The sequence below is a fragment of the Pseudomonas sp. TH08 genome (genome assembly GCF_016651275.1).
Classification (GTDB): domain Bacteria; phylum Pseudomonadota; class Gammaproteobacteria; order Pseudomonadales; family Pseudomonadaceae; genus Aquipseudomonas.
The window spans coordinates 303036-319314 of sequence record NZ_JAEKEE010000006.1 but is presented as its reverse complement, the minus strand read 5'-3'; the positions used below and the strand labels follow the sequence as shown (position 1 = coordinate 319314).

18 protein-coding genes are annotated in these 16279 nt (G+C 57.3%); 9 read left to right on the top strand and 9 right to left on the bottom strand.

Annotated elements, in window-relative coordinates; translation table 11 throughout:
* Positions 1-12 precede the first annotated feature (12 nt).
* From JFT91_RS27780 to rluB, 5 genes are all read left to right on the top strand, one after another.
* A complete protein-coding gene (locus JFT91_RS27780) occupies positions 13-642 on the top strand; it encodes an L-threonylcarbamoyladenylate synthase (RefSeq protein ID WP_126361175.1) in 630 nt (209 codons plus the stop codon).
* Positions 643-1464 (top strand): segregation and condensation protein A, encoded by an 822-nt coding sequence (locus tag JFT91_RS27775; RefSeq protein ID WP_024012074.1) that lies wholly within the window; start codon positions 643-645, stop codon positions 1462-1464. It begins immediately after the preceding gene.
* 11 nt (positions 1465-1475) lie between these two features.
* Positions 1476-2465: an SMC-Scp complex subunit ScpB gene (gene scpB / locus JFT91_RS27770; RefSeq protein WP_201234467.1), complete on the top strand. Its 990-nt coding sequence runs from the start codon at positions 1476-1478 to the stop codon at positions 2463-2465.
* Between the two features lie 129 nt (positions 2466-2594).
* A complete protein-coding gene (locus JFT91_RS27765; RefSeq protein WP_201227483.1) occupies positions 2595-2786 on the top strand; it encodes a DUF1289 domain-containing protein in 192 nt (63 codons plus the stop codon).
* Between the two features lie 154 nt (positions 2787-2940).
* Positions 2941-4161, top strand: a complete 1221-nt coding sequence (gene rluB / locus JFT91_RS27760; RefSeq protein ID WP_201234466.1) for a 23S rRNA pseudouridine(2605) synthase RluB — start codon at positions 2941-2943, stop codon at positions 4159-4161.
* A 232-nt stretch (positions 4162-4393) separates the two neighbouring features.
* On the opposite strand, the gene JFT91_RS27755 is transcribed toward rluB, so the two are convergent.
* Both JFT91_RS27755 and JFT91_RS27750 read right to left on the bottom strand, forming a co-directional pair.
* Entirely contained in the window at positions 4394-5359 is a 966-nt protein-coding gene (locus JFT91_RS27755; RefSeq protein ID WP_201234465.1) for a M29 family metallopeptidase, read from the bottom strand.
* Positions 5360-5429: 70 nt separating this feature from the next.
* Positions 5430-5567 carry a hypothetical protein gene (locus tag JFT91_RS27750; protein WP_003222780.1) on the bottom strand — a complete coding sequence of 46 codons (138 nt, stop codon included), beginning with the start codon at positions 5565-5567 and terminating at the stop codon, positions 5430-5432.
* 893 nt (positions 5568-6460) lie between these two features.
* Between JFT91_RS27750 and JFT91_RS27745 the strand changes: the two genes are divergently transcribed.
* Positions 6461-7879, top strand: coding sequence for an amino acid permease (locus JFT91_RS27745; RefSeq protein WP_201234464.1), 1419 nt, complete (start codon positions 6461-6463; stop codon positions 7877-7879).
* Between the two features lie 69 nt (positions 7880-7948).
* Here the strand turns inward: JFT91_RS27745 and glyA are convergent, their stop codons facing one another.
* On the bottom strand, positions 7949-9295 hold the full coding sequence (gene glyA / locus JFT91_RS27740; RefSeq protein WP_201234463.1) for a serine hydroxymethyltransferase: 1347 nt from the start codon (positions 9293-9295) through the stop codon (positions 7949-7951).
* Between the two features lie 521 nt (positions 9296-9816).
* Here glyA and JFT91_RS27735 point away from each other — a divergent pair.
* Both JFT91_RS27735 and JFT91_RS27730 read left to right on the top strand, forming a co-directional pair.
* The gene (locus JFT91_RS27735) at positions 9817-10422 is read left to right on the top strand and encodes a helix-turn-helix transcriptional regulator (RefSeq protein ID WP_201201688.1); all 606 of its coding nucleotides are present in this window, start codon (positions 9817-9819) and stop codon (positions 10420-10422) included.
* The gene (locus JFT91_RS27730; RefSeq protein WP_201201690.1) at positions 10406-11284 is read left to right on the top strand and encodes a queuosine precursor transporter; all 879 of its coding nucleotides are present in this window, start codon (positions 10406-10408) and stop codon (positions 11282-11284) included. Before JFT91_RS27735 ends, JFT91_RS27730 begins: the two co-directional genes overlap by 17 nt.
* 65 nt (positions 11285-11349) lie before the next feature.
* Here the strand turns inward: JFT91_RS27730 and queC are convergent, their stop codons facing one another.
* Positions 11350-12048, bottom strand: a complete 699-nt coding sequence (gene queC / locus JFT91_RS27725; protein WP_201201697.1) for a 7-cyano-7-deazaguanine synthase QueC — start codon at positions 12046-12048, stop codon at positions 11350-11352.
* A gap of 168 nt (positions 12049-12216) precedes the next feature.
* Between queC and arfB the strand changes: the two genes are divergently transcribed.
* Positions 12217-12630, top strand: a complete 414-nt coding sequence (gene arfB / locus JFT91_RS27720; protein WP_007920134.1) for an alternative ribosome rescue aminoacyl-tRNA hydrolase ArfB — start codon at positions 12217-12219, stop codon at positions 12628-12630.
* Here arfB and JFT91_RS27715 read toward each other — a convergent pair.
* The 5 genes from JFT91_RS27715 to JFT91_RS27700 all read right to left on the bottom strand — a co-directional run bounded on the left by JFT91_RS27715 (position 12627) and on the right by JFT91_RS27700 (position 16193).
* Entirely contained in the window at positions 12627-13814 is a 1188-nt protein-coding gene (locus tag JFT91_RS27715) for an MFS transporter (protein ID WP_201234732.1), read from the bottom strand. The genes arfB and JFT91_RS27715 overlap by 4 nt on opposite strands.
* A 114-nt stretch (positions 13815-13928) precedes the next feature.
* On the bottom strand, positions 13929-14111 hold the full coding sequence (locus tag JFT91_RS27710) for a hypothetical protein (RefSeq protein WP_201149128.1): 183 nt from the start codon (positions 14109-14111) through the stop codon (positions 13929-13931).
* Between the two features lie 70 nt (positions 14112-14181).
* Positions 14182-14313 carry a hypothetical protein gene (locus JFT91_RS29900; protein WP_008088845.1) on the bottom strand — a complete coding sequence of 44 codons (132 nt, stop codon included), beginning with the start codon at positions 14311-14313 and terminating at the stop codon, positions 14182-14184.
* Between the two features lie 330 nt (positions 14314-14643).
* Entirely contained in the window at positions 14644-15837 is a 1194-nt protein-coding gene (locus JFT91_RS27705; protein WP_201234462.1) for an amino acid aminotransferase, read from the bottom strand.
* Positions 15837-16193, bottom strand: a complete 357-nt coding sequence (locus JFT91_RS27700; RefSeq protein ID WP_003222798.1) for a 4a-hydroxytetrahydrobiopterin dehydratase — start codon at positions 16191-16193, stop codon at positions 15837-15839. Before JFT91_RS27700 ends, JFT91_RS27705 begins: the two co-directional genes overlap by 1 nt.
* Between the last annotated feature and the right edge of the window lie 86 nt (positions 16194-16279).

Here is a 16279-nt window from a genome sequence, read left to right as displayed (position 1 = left end):
CAGGTAGAAAATGTGAGTCAATTTTTCCAGATACATCCGGAGAACCCACAAGCGCGCCTGATAAAACAGGCGGTCGAGATCATCCGCAAGGGCGGGGTGGTGGTTTATCCCACGGACTCTTCCTACGCCATCGGTTGCCAGATCGGCGACAAGACCGCGATCGAGCGCGTGCGACGCCTGCGCCAGCTCGATGAAAAGCACAATTTCGCGCTGATCTGCAGTGACCTCTCACAACTGGGCAACTACGCCAAGATCGACACCGGCACCTTTCGCATTCTCAAGGCGCATCTGCCGGGGCCTTACACCTTCATTCTCAACGCCACCCGCGAAGTGCCGCGCCTGCTGCTGCATCCGAAGAAGCGCACCATCGGCCTGCGTGTGCCCAGCCATCCGATTGCGCTGGCGTTGTTGGCAGAGCTGGGCGAGCCGCTGATGAGCGTCACGCTGATCATGCCGGGTGATGAAGATCCGTTGAGCGATCCATACGAAATGCGCCAGTTGCTTGAACACCAGGTGGACTTGATCATCGACGGCGGTTTCGGTGGCATCAAAGCCTCCACGGTAGTCGACCTGACTGGCGACGATCCGGAAGTGGTTCGCGTCGGTTGCGGCGATCCGACGCCGTTCATGGTCGAGGCCTGAATGTCCGCAGTGGAAACCGTTGTCGATCCCCAGGCCGGCGCCCAGCAGGAACTGCCGTTTGCCATGGTCTACGGCCAGGCGGTCATGGAAATGCCGCTCGACCTGTATATCCCGCCGGATGCGCTGGAAGTTTTCCTTGAGGCCTTTGAAGGCCCGCTCGACCTGCTGCTGTACCTGATCCGCAAACAGAACATCAACATCCTCGACATCCCTGTGGCGGAAATCACCCGCCAGTACATGGGGTATGTCGAGTTGATGCAGTCGGTGCGCCTGGAACTCGCCGCCGAGTACCTGGTAATGGCCGCGATGCTCGCCGAGATCAAGTCGCGCATGCTCCTGCCACGGGCCGAAACCGTCGAAGACGAAGAGGATGACCCGCGCGCCGAACTGATCCGCCGCTTGCAGGAATACGAGCGTTTCAAGGCGGCCGCCGAAGGTATCGATGGCCTGAGCCGGGTTGGCCGCGACGTGATCGTGCCCAAACTCGACGCGCCTGAAGCCCGCGCGCGCAAGCTGTTGCCGGATGTCGCGCTGGAAGAGATTTTGATGTGCATGGCCGAAGTGCTGCGCCGTGGTGACATGTTTGAAAGCCACCAGGTCAGCCGTGAGGCGCTGTCTACCCGCGAACGCATGAGCGATGTGCTGGAGCGGCTCAAGGGCGGCGGTTTTGTACCGTTCGTCGAGCTGTTTACCGCCGAAGAGGGTCGCTTGGGTGTGGTGGTGACCTTTATGGCGATCCTTGAACTGGTCAAGGAATCCTTGGTCGAGCTGGTGCAGAATGAGCCGTTCGCCGCGATCCACGTGCGAGCCCGAGCCGAATAACGAGTCGAAACATGAACCTGACTGAACCCCGCGAGCTGGCGCCCCTGCTAGAAGCCTTTCTGTTGGCCTCGGGAAAGCCGCAATCCCTGGAACGCCTCTTTGAACTGTTCGAAGAAGGCGAACGGCCCGAGCCTGCGGTCTTCAAAAAAGCCCTGACCCTCTTGGGCAAATCCTGCGAGGGCCGCGCGTTCGAGCTCAAGGAAGTCTCGTCGGGCTACCGTTTGCAGATCCGCGAGAGATTTTCGCCGTGGGTCGGCCGACTCTGGGAGGAGCGTCCGCAGCGTTATTCCCGTGCGATGCTGGAAACCATCGCGTTGATCGCTTATCGCCAACCGATCACCCGCGGCGAGATCGAAGACGTGCGCGGTGTGGCGGTCAACAGCAACATCGTCAAAACCTTGCTGGAACGCGAGTGGATTCGCGTCGTCGGCTATCGCGACGTGCCGGGCAAACCGGCGATGTTCGCTACCACCAAAGCATTTCTCGATCACTTCAACCTGAAGAACCTTGAAGACCTGCCGCCGCTGGCCGAACTGCGCGAAATGGAAACCGATCCGGTGCTCGATTTCGACGACGCCCCGGTGCCGCAGAGCTTGCAGGAACGGGTCGACGCCAGCGCCGAGCCGGAAGAGGAGAAGGAAGAGACCAGTTTCCATACCTTGCTGCTCGAACTGGACAGCATGGAAGAGGGGATCAAGACCGACTTCGACGATTTGCTGCGTGATGCCGCCGATGGCGAGGCACCGACGGTTGAAGCAGAAATCAAGACTGAGTCTGAACCACAGATCGCCGAGCCAACCATCGAAGTTGAACTTGAAGCCGAGCCAGAAGCCGAACGGGAAGAGGACATTCTTGGCGTCGCCGAAGCCCGCGAAAAGCTGTTGGCCGCTGTCGCCGCCCTCGGACAATCCGCGCCAGAACCCGAACTGAGCGAAGAAGAAGCCGAAGCCCGCGCCCTGGCCGAAGCCATCGAAGCCGAACGCCGCGAGTTCGAAGACTGACCGCTGCTCGTTCTTTTGTAGGAGCTGAGCTTGCTCGCGAAAGCGGAGTGTCAGACACCATTAATGTGACTGACACAGCGCTTTCGCGAGCAAGCTCAGCTCCTACAGGAATTGTGTTGAAGGATAGGTATGAGCTCAACAAAAGACCCGTGCATCAGCGTCTGCAAATTCACCGACGACATCTGCGTCGGTTGCGGCCGCAGTAAACGCGAAATCAAAGCCTGGAAGAAACTCGACAAGGACGACAAGCGCACCGTGCTGGCCGAAGCTGCACTGCGCCTGATCAAACTCGGCGGCGCCGGTCGGCGGAAAAAGAAATAACCGTGTTGTGATCGACTAGTCTCTGATGCGCGACGGCTCACATCCGCGTATGATTCGCGACCCTTTGCTGATCCCTTCGGCGAAGAACCCAGATTTTTATGCTTCAGGCGCCCAACTCCGGGCGGTTGAACAGACCACACCGGGAGGTGCCCAGATGAGTGACATCAATCAGAAAGACGACCAGGAAATCGGCCCAGCAGGCGAAAAACTGCAGAAAGTCCTCGCCCGTATCGGCGTTGGCTCGCGCCGTGACGTGGAGTCCTGGATCAGCCAGGGCCGGATCAAGGTCAATGGCAAAGACGCCACCCTCGGTCTGCGCGTCGACATGCACGACGCCATCACCATTGATGGCAAGGTGATCAAGCGCGAAGAGGCTGCCGAATCGGTCCGCCGCGTGATCATGTATAACAAACCCGATGGCGAGATCTGCACCCGTGACGACCCGGAAGGCCGTCCGACCGTGTTCGACAAGCTGCCGCGTCCGAAAGAAGGCCGCTGGATCAACATCGGTCGTCTCGACATCAACACCACTGGCTTGCTGATGTTCACCACCGACGGTGAGCTGGCCAACCGCCTGATGCACCCGTCCTACGAGATGGACCGTGAATACGCCGTGCGCGTACGCGGTGAAGTCGACGACGAAATGATCGAGCGCCTGAAGGCCGGCGTCGTGCTGGAAGACGGCCCGGCGAAGTTCACCGACATCAAACAGGCACCGGGTGGCGAAGGCTTCAACCACTGGTATCACTGCGTGGTGATGGAAGGTCGTAACCGTGAGGTTCGTCGTCTGTGGGAATCGCAAGGTCTGGTGGTCAGCCGTCTGAAGCGCGTGCGTTTCGGTCCGGTGTTCCTCAATTCTGACCTGCCGATGGGCCGCTGGCGCGAAATGAGCCAGTACGAAGTCGACATTCTGAGTGCTGAAGTCGGCCTGACGCCGGTGGCAATGCCGCAACTGAACGCCAAGAGCAAAGACAAACTTGAGCGTATGCAGCGTAAATCGTCGCGTCCGATGGGCAAGACCGAGCGCGTACGCACGCTGCGTCCAGCCGCTGGCGCGCCGACTGGCCCTCGTCCGAGCCGTGAGCCGCAGATCGAAGGCGAGCGCCCAGGTCGCAAGCCAGTCGCCCGTGACGGCGAGCGCGCTCCGCGTCCGGCCAACGGTCGCACTGAGGGTGGCGAACGTGGGGCTCCTGCCGGTCGTGGTACGCCAGTGGCGGATCGTCCAGCGGACACTACCAACAAGCGTCCGGCCAAGCCTGCGCCGAAGCGTCCGGGCATCAAGCTGGTCGACGGTGACAAGCCGTCGGGCAAGCGACGCGGTGCACCGGCAGGTTCCGGTCAGCGTCCAGGTTTCGGTCGCAAAAAGCCGGAATAAGGCAGCTGTGAGCTTCTAGCGACAAGCTTCAAGCTAAAGCGAAAACGCCAACCGCAGCGTTGGCGTTTTTTTTCGTCTGCCAGAAGATTTGTGTTGCCCGATCCGGCCTCTTCGCGAGCAGGCTCGCTCCCACAGGTTTCATTGGTGCACATAACATCTGTGAATAACACAAAACCCTCTGGGAGCTGGCTTGCCAGCGATGAGGCCTGAAGCAGCACCATCGATTCCAGACTTAGAACACAAACCGTCCGTCAAACAACGGCTTGTCATCCAGCGCCAACACTCCGCCAGAAAAGATCAGATCCAGATGATGGCTGCCCTTGGCCCCGCCCCCAAGCCCCAGGTGCAACCCACAATGGCGCTCTTCAAACCCGGCATTGCGCGCATAAAGATCCTTCACGCCTTCATTGGTGCCAATCCCCAGTTCCTCAATCCGCCGGTTCGACGGATTGGCGTCCAGGTACCTGTTGAAATCAAGCTCCAGTCCCGGCACATCCGTGGCGATGCGGCTGATGGTCGAGTTTTCGATCCATAGCTCCAGCGGTGATTCGAGTACGCCATATTTGCGTGCAAACGGAATGGTGCTGAGGAAGGTGCCCTTGAACTTCACATGGCCATTGATTTCTTCACTGTGGGTGGCGATCTCACCGGGCGCCAGGTCGAAGTTGCCGACGCCATTGATGTCCGTCCACTTCTTGATGCTGCTCAACGGCGTTTCGAACCATGAGCCCTCGTCATCTTTGAAACTCAGCGTCGTCGCCTGGGACATGCGCTGAATCAAATGGCTGTTCAAGCCCGCGATGCGTTGCGGGGTGACACTGAACGTATCGTAGAAATAATCGCCGTAATCCTTGAACAGCAGCGACTTCTTCCAGTTTTCCGCCATCACCGCTTGCAGCGCACGGACGAACTCCGGGCCGTCGGGACGTGGGTGGGGCAGGGTGGAAGAGTCGTAGAAGAAAATGTACAGATCGCTGTCGGTAATTGCCGCCGTCAGCGCTGCGGTGCTTTCCAGATCCAGGCGCCGTGCGCTGAATTGGAAGCGGGGATGGTCGCCAGCCTGTTCGGCGATAGCGCCCGTCAATGCCTCGTAATCGGCAGTGTGGCCGAGCAATACCTGCGCCGATTCGAGACCGGCGAGGGCAGGGTGATGTTCGAGGTAGTAAAGGAAATGCGAGATCGCGCGGGGCTTATCCATGAGTCCTCCCTGACTGACCGAGAAAAAAGCGGCAGGCACGACCGGCCGGATCGTGCCTGCCCGGGATGTCTTACAGAGGCCACATCGCCGTGCCGAACGGAACGACCGCATCAGCTTGCATCATTTCTACGGCGGCCTCATGGGTCGGTGCTTCAAACCATTCGTCCAGTTGCAGTTCGGTATCCAAGTCTTTTTCCAGTGCTTGCATGGTCGATCTCCTAGATGACTTTCACGGTTGTGACTGGCCGGTCGAGGTGGCCGGCAAGACGTGAAGAACCTAGTTCAGGGACTTTTGTAATGCAAAAAATTATTTATTTAATTTTTAAATGAACTTTTTATTCTGTTTTCCAAGTGCTGTTTTCTTATTTAAAAACAAAAAACTAAGTGGCCGTTTTCATTAGCAAGCTAGCTACCGTCAATTTGCAGACGTCTGACGGAAATGTCTGAAGTGGAAATTTTACGTTACGCACTGTAAATAAATGTTTACGAAAATCCCGCTAAAACCCAATGGAACACCGCGCAATTCGCCGGTGTAAGGAAAAGCTGCCGAAGCCCGTCGGGTCAGGCGCTGCGCAGGGCTCTAGCGCGCTTGTTTCAGAGTCGTTTGAAGGGTGAGATGCGCCTCATGCCTGTCGTGCAGGCGCATAACAAGAAGGAGGCGCAATGAACGCCGTGACTGATCTCCACTTCTCTCCGTGGGACGGTTTTTTCCTCGTCCCCGTCGATGGCCTGCAAAGGCCTGACTCAAATTTTGCAGCCGCTCGAACCTCTCGAGGCGGACACACGCAATCCCGGCAACCGACACGCTGATCCAGCGGGGTCTGGCAGCAGGGGGTTAGCGGTGTACAATGCGCCGCGTTTTAACTGTGACCCTCTGCGTAATCGCGCAAATCTCAAGGCTATCCGCCTTGTTCACTCCGCCGCGTCACAAGCGTGTCGGGTTCGATTTCGTCACAGATAAAAACAAACAGGTGACGCATGACCGTTGTAAATAAGCTGAACTCCTGGTGCCTGCGCTGGGGTTTGATCAGGGCTGCTTGAAATCGCAACCTTGCAGCAACGTCTACTGAACATCATCAAACCTTGCGTGAGACCTTTTTCATGAGTGGACAACCCTCGCAATCAGGCGAGCTGAAACGCGGCCTGAAAAATCGCCACATTCAACTGATCGCCCTCGGTGGCGCGATCGGTACCGGATTGTTCCTCGGCTCGGCCGGGGTGCTGAAATCCGCGGGCCCGTCGATGATCCTCGGCTACGCCATCTGCGGCTTCATCGCCTTCATGATCATGCGCCAGCTCGGCGAAATGATCGTCGAAGAGCCGGTGGCCGGTTCCTTCAGCCATTTTGCGCACAAGTATTGGGGCGGCTTCGCTGGCTTCCTGTCGGGCTGGAACTGCTGGATTCTGTACATTCTGGTGGGCATGTCCGAGCTGACCGCAGTCGGCAAGTACATTCACTACTGGGCGCCGGACATCCCGACCTGGGTATCCGCGGCGGCTTTCTTTGTGCTGATCAACGCGATCAACCTGGCCAACGTCAAAGTCTTCGGTGAAGCCGAATTCTGGTTCGCGATCATCAAGGTCGTGGCGATTGTCGGCATGATTGCGCTGGGTAGCTACCTGCTGGTCAGCGGCAACGGTGGCCCGCAAGCCTCGGTGAGCAACCTGTGGTCGCACGGTGGATTCTTCCCCAACGGCGTCAGCGGGCTGGTGATGGCGATGGCGATCATCATGTTCTCCTTCGGCGGCCTGGAAATGCTCGGTTTCACCGCAGCGGAAGCCGACAAGCCGAAAACCGTGATCCCGAAAGCGATCAATCAGGTCATCTACCGGATCCTGATTTTCTACATCGGCGCGCTGGTGATTCTGCTGTCGCTGACCCCATGGGACAGCCTGCTGGAAACCCTCAACGCTTCCGGCGATTCCTACAGCGGCAGCCCGTTCGTGCAAGTGTTCTCGATGCTCGGCAGCAACACCGCCGCGCACATTCTCAACTTCGTGGTGCTGACCGCGGCGTTGTCGGTGTACAACAGTGGCACCTACTGCAACAGCCGCATGTTGCTGGGCATGGCCGAGCAGGGCGATGCGCCGAAAGGTCTGGCGAAGATCGACAAGCGCGGCGTGCCGGTGCGTTCGATTCTGGCCTCCGCAGCGGTAACGCTGGTTGCTGTGTTGCTCAACTACCTGATGCCGCAGCACGCGCTTGAGTTGCTGATGTCGCTGGTGGTCGCGACCCTGGTGATCAACTGGGCGATGATCAGCTTCTCGCACTTCAAGTTCCGCCAGCACATGAACAAGACAAACCAGACGCCGCTGTTCAAGGCCCTGTGGTATCCGTATGGCAACTACGTCTGCCTGGCGTTCGTGGCGTTCATCCTGGGTGTGATGCTGCTGATCCCGGGCATCCAGATCTCGGTGTATGCGATTCCGCTGTGGGTCGTGTTCATGTGGGTCTGCTACGTGATCAAGAACAAGCGCGGTGCGCAGCAAGCCGTGCACGCGGCAGGTGCTGCCAAGTAAGCGTTAACGCACAAACAAGAAACCCGGCCTGAGCGCCGGGTTTTTTGTGTTCGCCAGTCTATCGCGCGGTTACACGTAATCGGCGATGGGGTAGTTCGTGCACAATCCTTCGACCTGCAATCGGAACTGTTCCGCTAGCGCAGATTCCAGCGTGTAATCCTGCTCGCCAAGTGGCATCACGTTGTCGAGGATCCGGCAAATCAAGTCGACGACCGCGCGACATTCTTCGCCATCAAGGTAACGTTGCGCCAAGGCTGCGGTGCCGATACGCAGCCCACTGGTGATCAGTGAAGATCGCGTCTCACCCGGTACGCGGTATTTGTTGACGATGATCCCGCATTGCTCCAGCGCCGACTGCGCGATGACGCCAGTGATGCCGCCACGCAAGCGAATCAGCACAGTGTGGTTTTCACTGCGGCCACCGACAACTTCATAATCCTGTGCCTGAAATGCGCTGGCCATTGCATCTGCCGTGCGTCGAATCCGCTCCATGCAGGCATCGAACTGCGCGGACTGCGCGTAGCCCAGCGCAGCTGCTTTGGCCGCGATAATATTGGCGGCGGGCGCGTCCTGCATGCGTGGATAAACGGCTTGATCGAGGAGGCGCCTGAAGGTCGTCCTCAAGCCGGGAATCTTGGTATCGGCATCGCGACCGGAAAGGATCAGGCCACCGCGAGGCCCGGCGAGTTGCGTGTGCGTGCACGTCGTGGTGACGTGTGCGAAGTCGATCGGGCTCGGGTGCCGCCCGGTGGCGACCAGTCCGGCAATCTGCGAAATGTCCGCCAGCAGGATCGCCCCGGCTTCATCGGCAATCTCGCGAAACCGCTCGAAATCCACGACTCGCGAGTAGGCGGTCGCACCGCAGAGGATGACGCGCGGGCGATGAGCGAGCGCCAGTCTGCGTACCTTGTCGTAATCGATCAGGCCTTCTGACGTCGTGCCGTACTGAATCGCCTTGTAGTAAGCGCCGGAGAATGCCGCGGCGCTGCCCTGCGTGTGATCACCGCCGTGTTCGACGGCCATGCCCAAAAGGGTATCTCCAGGCTCCAGCAAGGCCGTGAGCACCTGGTAAGTGGCGTTCGAGGACGAGTGTGATTGCACATTGGCGTATTGGGCGCCGAACAGCTCTCGCGCTCTGCGAATGGCCAGCGTTTCGACCAGGTCGACGTTCTCGCAGCCTGCGCCCTGGCGCCTGCCGGGCATGCCTTCGGCGGTCACGTTGACCAGCGCTGAGGCGGATGCCACCAAGGTTCGAGGCTGGGCTGCGCAGGAGGAGACCAGTGACAGCGTTCGCTGTTGACGTGTGACTTCGGCATCGAGAATTGCCGCCAGCTCAGCGTCTTCGGCACGAAGATCCGTCAGGCCACGTTGCACTAAGTCAGCCTGGTTCTTGAGCGGTTCAGTATTGACTGCCATTGCTTGTATTCCTTCCATGTATGTTGCGCGCTGCGGTCAACAGCGCGGCTTCCTTGGTTTCACATCTGTGCGTACATCCGTACGTGCCAACCGGTACAGGCGCATTCCGTGTTTTGCGGGCAATGCGCGCAAAACTGACGCCTGTACAAGCCACCACTGCTCCTGCGTTTTCGATCGCTGATCGGAGAAGGGAAGCTCGACGCATCATAGGTTTTTCGGTGAGGAACGCCAGAAAATTAATCAGAAAAATGAACATTGTTCAAATAAAATGATTCTTTTTTTAGTGCTGGAAGGTGTAAAAATGCGTCGGGAAGGGTGTACGGTTGATGACGGCCAGAACTAACGAGTCGGTACACGTCGTGAAGTAACTGACGTTTGTACCGAAACCAAGGATGGAGAATGCTATGATCGCTGGCGGTTCCAATACCAGTACAACTATCTGCATGGTTTTCCTGTGTGACCACTGAATGCTCGTTCGTGGCGTGTTTCTAATTGCCTTTATAAAAAGATGGTAAGCATTTATGCACAGAAAAGAAAGATCGGAGAATCTCAAAAACAATATCAAGTACTTGATAAAGAGTCGTGGCGAAACTCAGTTGTCATTGTGCAGTTCCAGTGGTTTGACCCGAACGACCATCTATAACATTCTCGAAGGCAAGGTGGTCAACGTACAGCATTCCACGGTTCGCAAGATTTCTGATTTCTTCGGGGTGTCCTACGAGGAAATAGAAACGATTGATTTTGAAGAAAAGGAAATCATCGAAAGCAGCATCTCTCCGCAGGGCAATATGAACCCGGCCGCCGTGCCGGTGATCAAGGAAAGTCTGGTCATCCAGAGTCTCGATAAAAGAATTGGTGAGTTGGCGACCCTCTATCCATTGACCTATTACTTCGGTACTTCTTTTAATCTGATTGGCGTGCTGCTGGAAAATGAAATAAGTGGTTTGCACGAGGTGGGCGATCTATTGATCGTGCAGAAAGGAACTTCGAACAGTGACAGGGAAAAGCTGGTGTATGACAAAATCACAGGGAGGTTTTCGATCAATCATGAGGGCGGCGTTGATACAGATCGGGTGTGTGTGATCGGGGATATAATCGAGGAACGATTTAATGGATTGCAGTGTTGAAATGGAAAACAGCAAGTACAAGTTGCTGGGATTCGAAAACGGAAAAAGCCTGGCCGTTATCATGGTGATTGCGACAGGCAAGATAATTAAAATAAAGCTCAGTGAAGTGTTGAATAGTGAGATTATGGATAATCTGAATAAAATAGAAGTGAAAAACCTCTACAAGAAATTCTACTCCCAGGGCGGGGCACTTACCGCCTACGAAATCAATGACCGCCATGAGGGTTCCTGGATGATCTACATCATCCTGAACCTGATGTTGTTCACGCTCTATATCTTCACCAGTATTGCCGCGACGAAGCCTATTTATCTGGAATATTTTGATATCGTCGTAACGCCGGGTACCTTCCTTTATCCGCTGACGTTTCTGATCGTGGATTTGCTCAATGAGACGTTTGGCCTAAGGCTTGCTCGAAAGGCGATACTGTTCGCATTCATCAGCAACGCCGCCATTATCATTCTGTTGGCCATTACGACGCATCTTCCAGGGCTGCCGGGTTGGAAGCTCGATGGCGCCTACAATGATGTGATCAGTCAGTTGTCCGCCGTCCTGGTAGCGTCTTCTGTATCGTTTCTGGTTTCGGAGAATATAAATTCTTATTTGTTGTGCAAAATCAAAGAGCTGACAAATTCAAGATTCCTGTTTTTGCGGGTGTTTTTAAGTACGTTGTTTGCGGTGATCATCGACAGTTTTCTTTTCTGCTACATCGCTTTTTACGGAACGATGGAGAATAGCGCGATTCTGGGCATGATCTACGTTCAGATCGCAATCAAGGTAGGCTTCGCATTCTTCAATATCTTGCCTGCTTACGGCGCAAGGTCTTTGTTCAAGAAATATCTGACGGGTGCTCAGACGCAATAAAGAAGCGATAGCGCTCACTCGGCAGGTTGTTGTTGTCATGCCGAGTGAGCGCTTCTTGCTGTGGTTTATTTCAGGTTTAGTTTTGCTTTCAGGCTGTGACTAACCTGCTCTTTATTGTTCAGGAACTCATTCAAACCTTTTGCGCGAAGATTGCAGGCATCGCAATCGGAGCAGCCGACACCTTTGATGCCGTTATAACAAGTCAGTGTTTCTTCGCGAACCAGATCCAATTGATGGTGGTAATCAGCCAACGCCCAAGTCTCAGCCTTGTTCAGCCACATCAATGGCGTATCCAGTTGCAGCTTATAATCCATGCCCAGTTCAAGGGCTTTATTCAGTGCTTTGACGAACTCGTCCCGGCAATCAGGGTAGCCCGAGAAATCCGTTTCACAAACACCGGTAATGACTGTTTTGGCTTGAATTTGATAAGCATAGATAGAGGCGAGGGTCAGAAACAGAATGTTCCTCCCCGGTACAAAGGTGCTTGGCAGCGTTTCGCCGGAGCTGTTCACGGTCGGGACCGGTATGTTATCGCGTGTCAGGCTGCTGATGGCCAGTTCATTGAGCAGTGACACGTCCAGCGTTTTATGTACGGTCACGCCGAGCTTTTTGGAGAGTTGCTGCGCAACTTCAATTTCCGCGTGATGACGCTGACCATAGTCGAACGTGATGCAGTGAATTTCATCGTAATGAGTCAGGGCGTGGATCAAACAGGTGGTCGAGTCCTGTCCGCCGCTGAAAACGATAACTGCTTTGTTGGTCATGCTTATGCTTCCTGCATTGATGTAGTGAGTGCAAAAGCCTGAATGGTAACCCAAACACGGTGAGGGTCCGATTCAAATGGCGAGCAGGCTCGCTTGCACAGTGGATCTTCGGCAGGTTCGGGAGCGGTTTCGCGGTATCCTGCGCGCTCTGAATACGGACGCTTTTCCATGCTGGTGATTTCCAACAATGTGCATCTGCCGGATGCCGAGATCGAATTGACGGCCATCCGCGCCCAGGGCGCCGGTGGGCAGAACGTCAACAAGGTCTCCAGCGCCATGCACTTGCGCTTCGACATTCCGGCCTCGTCCTTGCCCGAGTTCTACAAGGAACGCCTGCTGGCGCTGCGCGACAGTCGCATCACCAGCGACGGCGTGTTGATCATCAAGGCGCAGCAATATCGTACGCAGGAAGCCAACCGTGCCGATGCGCTGGAACGACTGGTCGAGCTGATTCTCAGCGCCACCAAGGTCGAAAAGAAACGCCGCCCGACCAAGCCGACACTTGGTTCAAAGAAGCGTCGGCTTGAATCGAAAACCAAGCGCGGCAGCATCAAGGCCGGGCGTGGCAAGGTGGATTTCTAGTCTTCGCGATACTTGGCAGTGTGCTTGTATAGATAGACGCTCAACCCCAGGCCGCTCAGCGAGGCGAGGGCGGCGAACGGGAAGATCGAAGCAAAGCCGAATCCCGCCGCAATCGCTCCGGCCAACGGTCCGGTGATGCCCAGCGACAAATCGATGAACAGCGAATAAGCCCCGACCGCCGCACCACGGCTGGAGGCGGGCACCAGGTTCACTGCTTCCACGCCCAGCGCCGGGAATACCAGCGAGAAGCCAAAACCGCTCAACGCCGCGCCGGCCAACGCCCAGTGAGCGTCTGGTGCCAGCCACAGCAGTAACAGGCCGAGTGTTTCTACCGACAGACAGGCTATCGCCACGCGAAAGCCTCCGAGACGGTTGATCAGGTTGCCGAACAACAGCCGCGCACCGATGAAACTGGCGCCGAACAGGCTCAGGCACAGCACCGCATTGTCCCAATGCTGCGTGGCGTAATACAGGGTGATGAAGGTGGCGATGGTGCCGAAGCCAATCGAGCCCAGTGCCAGGCCGCAGCCGTGAGGGAAGACGCGGCCGAGCACATGCATGAATGGCAGGCGTTCGCCGACAACAATCGGTGCCGCCGTTTTCGGCCACGCCAGCAGCAAGCCGATGATCGCCAGCAGGATGATGCTGACGCCCATGCTCCACAGGCCCAGACGGCTGACCAGCCACACGCCGAACGGTGCGCCGATTGCCAGCGCGCCGTAACTGGCGATGCCGTTCCAGGAAATCACCTTGGCGGTGTTCGCCGCGCCGACGCGGCCGATGCCCCAGCCAATCGAACCGGAACCGACGAGGCTTTCCGCGCTGCCCAACACCAGTCGACCGATCAACAAACTGATCAGGCTGAGCATCGGCATGTTCGGCGTCCACGCCGAGATCAGCATGAACACACCGCTCAAACCGCAACCGGCCAGGCCGTACATCACCGCCAGTTTGCTGCCCTTGTTGTCGATGATCTTGCCGGCGTATGGACGGCTAAGCAGGGTGGCGAGGTATTGCACGCTGATCACCAGCCCGGCGATCACCGCGCCGAAACCGAGGTCGCTGTGGACGTAACCCGGCAACACTGCCAGCGGAATGCCGATGTTCAGGTAGCCGATAAAGGTGAAGAGGACGATGGAGACGACTTGCAGCGTAACCGCCAGGGGGCGCTGGGGCTCTGACATAGAAAACGACATGGGTAACGATCCACGGGAGCGGCAGATTAGATAGGCTGCTCATGATACCGGCGCGGACGAATCTGGGGCGGGAAAAGTAAAACTATTTGCCGGGTGGCGACTTCACGGTTTGGCCGGAGCGACCAGTTGCGTGGTGACCAGTGCAGCGAGGGCGTTTTCTTCACTGCCGAAACGGGCGAGCAGGGCGGCTTGTTTCTCGGGGGAGAGGCGGTTCCAGATCTCGATCATTTTCTCGGTGGCGCTGATCAGAATGGCAGCTTGGTTTTCAGAGAATTCGTCGGTCATGGCAGGCTCGGGGTCAGGCAGTGTGGAAAGCGCATGTTAGCGCTTTCCACACGGTCTGTACGACGGGGTCTTACTCTTCGTTGTCGGCCGGACGGCTCTCAACGGCTTCTTTCGGCTCGGGCTGTTGGGCGCCGGCTTGTTGCGTGGTCGTCTGCTCAGGTACGTGCAGGCTTGGGAAGGGGAGATTAGGAATCTCGTGCATGGTTGCGCTCCTCGCTAAGTCTGTTGATAGATCTGGTAGATCCGCGCTTTTAGAAAGCCTGCGCAGGATACAGCAGGAAAAATGACAATCAGACTTTTAATTGAAATTAATGCGACAGATGGCCGCAGGGGGCGGAACAGAGGATCACCGAGGATGCAAATGTGGGAGCGAGCCTTTATGGCGAGGGGATTTATCCCCGATGGGCTGCGAAGCAGCCCCAAACCCTGCAATCGCGGAGCGTCTGATACTCCGCGGTCAATGGGTTACGGCTGCTTCGCAGCCGGTCGGGGATAAATCCCCTCACCACAGGGCTCACTCCTACAGGGGGATTTACTTGCTGACGCTGGCGATGGCTTCGGCCAGCAGGGCGAGGCGCGTGGCGTCGATACCGGCGACGTTCGCCCGGCCCGAGCTGACCATGTACACGCTGTGATGCTCGCGCAGTTGCTTCACTTGCTCCGGCGACAAACCGGTGTAAGAGAACATGCCACGCTGCACGCCAATGTGCGCAAAGCGCTCACGCAAACCGTGCGGCTCCAGCGCTTCGACCAGACCGCTGCGCAGCTGCGCGATACGCAAACGCATGGCTTCCACTTCATCCGCCCAACGCGCTTTCAGCTCCGGGTCGGCAAGGATAGTCGCGACAACAGCCGCACCATGATCCGGTGGTGTCGACCAGAGGTTGCGGGCGATGTTGGCCAGTTGGCTACGGATGTCGATGAGCTTGTCAGCATTTTTCGCGCAGACGATCAGTGCACCGGTGCGGTCGCGATAGAGGCCGAAGTTCTTCGAGCAGGAACTGGTGATCAGCAGCTCTGGCAGCTCCGCCGCGAATAACCGTGTCGACCACGCATCCTGTTCCAGGCCGTCGCCAAACCCCTGGTAGGCAAAGTCGATCAGCGGCAGCAGGTTGCGGCTACGCACTACGTCGAGCACGCGCTGCCAGTCGTCGTGGCTCAGGTCGAAACCGGTCGGGTTGTGGCAGCACGCGTGCAGCAACACCACATCGCCCTTCGGCACGTCGTTGAGCACGGCGAGCATGGCGTCGACGTCGAGGCGATTGTCGCTGCCCACATACGGGTAGTGACTGACCTTGACCCCGGCCGTGGCGAAAATCGTTTCGTGGATCGGCCAGGTCGGGTTGCTCAGCCATACGCCTTTGCCCGGCAGGCACTGGGCGATGAAGTCCGCAGCCAGACGCAAGGCGCCGGTGCCGCCCGGTGTTTGGGTGGCGCCGGCACGTTGCTCGGCGATCAGCTTCGAGTCGGCACCGAGCACCAGTTCATTGATGACTTTGCCGAACAACGGATTGCCGTGGCCACCGATGTAGGTCTTGGTGTCCTGGCTTTCGACCAGCCGCGCTTCAGCGATTTTCACCGCTTCAGGGATCGGCGTCAGGCCTTGGGCATCCTTGTAGACGCCAACGCCGAGGTCGAATTTGCGCGGGTTAGTGTCCTGCGCATACGCCTCCATCAAACCGAGGATCGGGTCGCCGGGGACCCGGCCGATGGCGTCGAAGTGCATTACTTGCGTCCTTCTGCGGTCTTGGCCACTTCGTCAGTGCGCGCAGCCATGATGAAGTCGTTGCGGTGCAGGCCTTTGATCGAGTGGCTCCACCAGGTCACGGTGACTTTGCCCCACTCGGTCAGCAGGCCCGGGTGGTGACCTTCGGCCTCGGAGATCTCGCCGACAGCGTTGGTGAACGCCAGCGCGTGCTTGAAATTCTTGAACAGGAAAACTTTCTCCAGCTGCATGATGCTGTCGCGAACTTCGATGTTCCAGTCAGGGATCTGCTTGATCAGGATCGGCAGTTCTTCGTCGCTGACTTGTGGCGCATCGGCGCGGCAGGCTTCGCAGTGGGCTTGGTTCAATGTGGACATGATTGGATTCCTGAGATCGGGTGTCTTTTTTATAAGAACTGTTACGGGCGTCAATGCCGTCACGCTAAACCAAAGCCGCGACGACG

Bases quoted from the DNA above. Each gene is read 5' to 3' on its own strand.
- JFT91_RS27735 (WP_201201688.1), top strand. From the start codon at position 9,817: ATGCACAGAAAAGAAAGATCGGAGAATCTCAAAAACAATATCAAGTAC.
- JFT91_RS27700 (WP_003222798.1), bottom strand. From the start codon at position 16,193: ATGTCCACATTGAACCAAGCCCACTGCGAAGCCTGCCGCGCCGATGCG.
- JFT91_RS29900 (WP_008088845.1), bottom strand. From the start codon at position 14,313: ATGCACGAGATTCCTAATCTCCCCTTCCCAAGCCTGCACGTACCTGAG.
- scpB (WP_201234467.1), top strand. From the start codon at position 1,476: ATGAACCTGACTGAACCCCGCGAGCTGGCGCCCCTGCTAGAAGCCTTT.
- JFT91_RS27705 (WP_201234462.1), bottom strand. From the start codon at position 15,837: ATGCACTTCGACGCCATCGGCCGGGTCCCCGGCGACCCGATCCTCGGT.
- JFT91_RS27755 (WP_201234465.1), bottom strand. From the start codon at position 5,359: ATGGATAAGCCCCGCGCGATCTCGCATTTCCTTTACTACCTCGAACAT.
- JFT91_RS27745 (WP_201234464.1), top strand. From the start codon at position 6,461: ATGAGTGGACAACCCTCGCAATCAGGCGAGCTGAAACGCGGCCTGAAA.
- JFT91_RS27730 (WP_201201690.1), top strand. From the start codon at position 10,406: ATGGATTGCAGTGTTGAAATGGAAAACAGCAAGTACAAGTTGCTGGGA.
- JFT91_RS27710 (WP_201149128.1), bottom strand. From the start codon at position 14,111: ATGACCGACGAATTCTCTGAAAACCAAGCTGCCATTCTGATCAGCGCC.
- arfB (WP_007920134.1), top strand. From the start codon at position 12,217: ATGCTGGTGATTTCCAACAATGTGCATCTGCCGGATGCCGAGATCGAA.
- JFT91_RS27715 (WP_201234732.1), bottom strand. From the start codon at position 13,814: ATGTCAGAGCCCCAGCGCCCCCTGGCGGTTACGCTGCAAGTCGTCTCC.
- JFT91_RS27765 (WP_201227483.1), top strand. From the start codon at position 2,595: ATGAGCTCAACAAAAGACCCGTGCATCAGCGTCTGCAAATTCACCGAC.
- rluB (WP_201234466.1), top strand. From the start codon at position 2,941: ATGAGTGACATCAATCAGAAAGACGACCAGGAAATCGGCCCAGCAGGC.
- queC (WP_201201697.1), bottom strand. From the start codon at position 12,048: ATGACCAACAAAGCAGTTATCGTTTTCAGCGGCGGACAGGACTCGACC.
- JFT91_RS27775 (WP_024012074.1), top strand. From the start codon at position 643: ATGTCCGCAGTGGAAACCGTTGTCGATCCCCAGGCCGGCGCCCAGCAG.
- glyA (WP_201234463.1), bottom strand. From the start codon at position 9,295: ATGGCAGTCAATACTGAACCGCTCAAGAACCAGGCTGACTTAGTGCAA.
- JFT91_RS27750 (WP_003222780.1), bottom strand. From the start codon at position 5,567: ATGCAAGCACTGGAAAAAGACTTGGATACCGAACTGCAACTGGACGAA.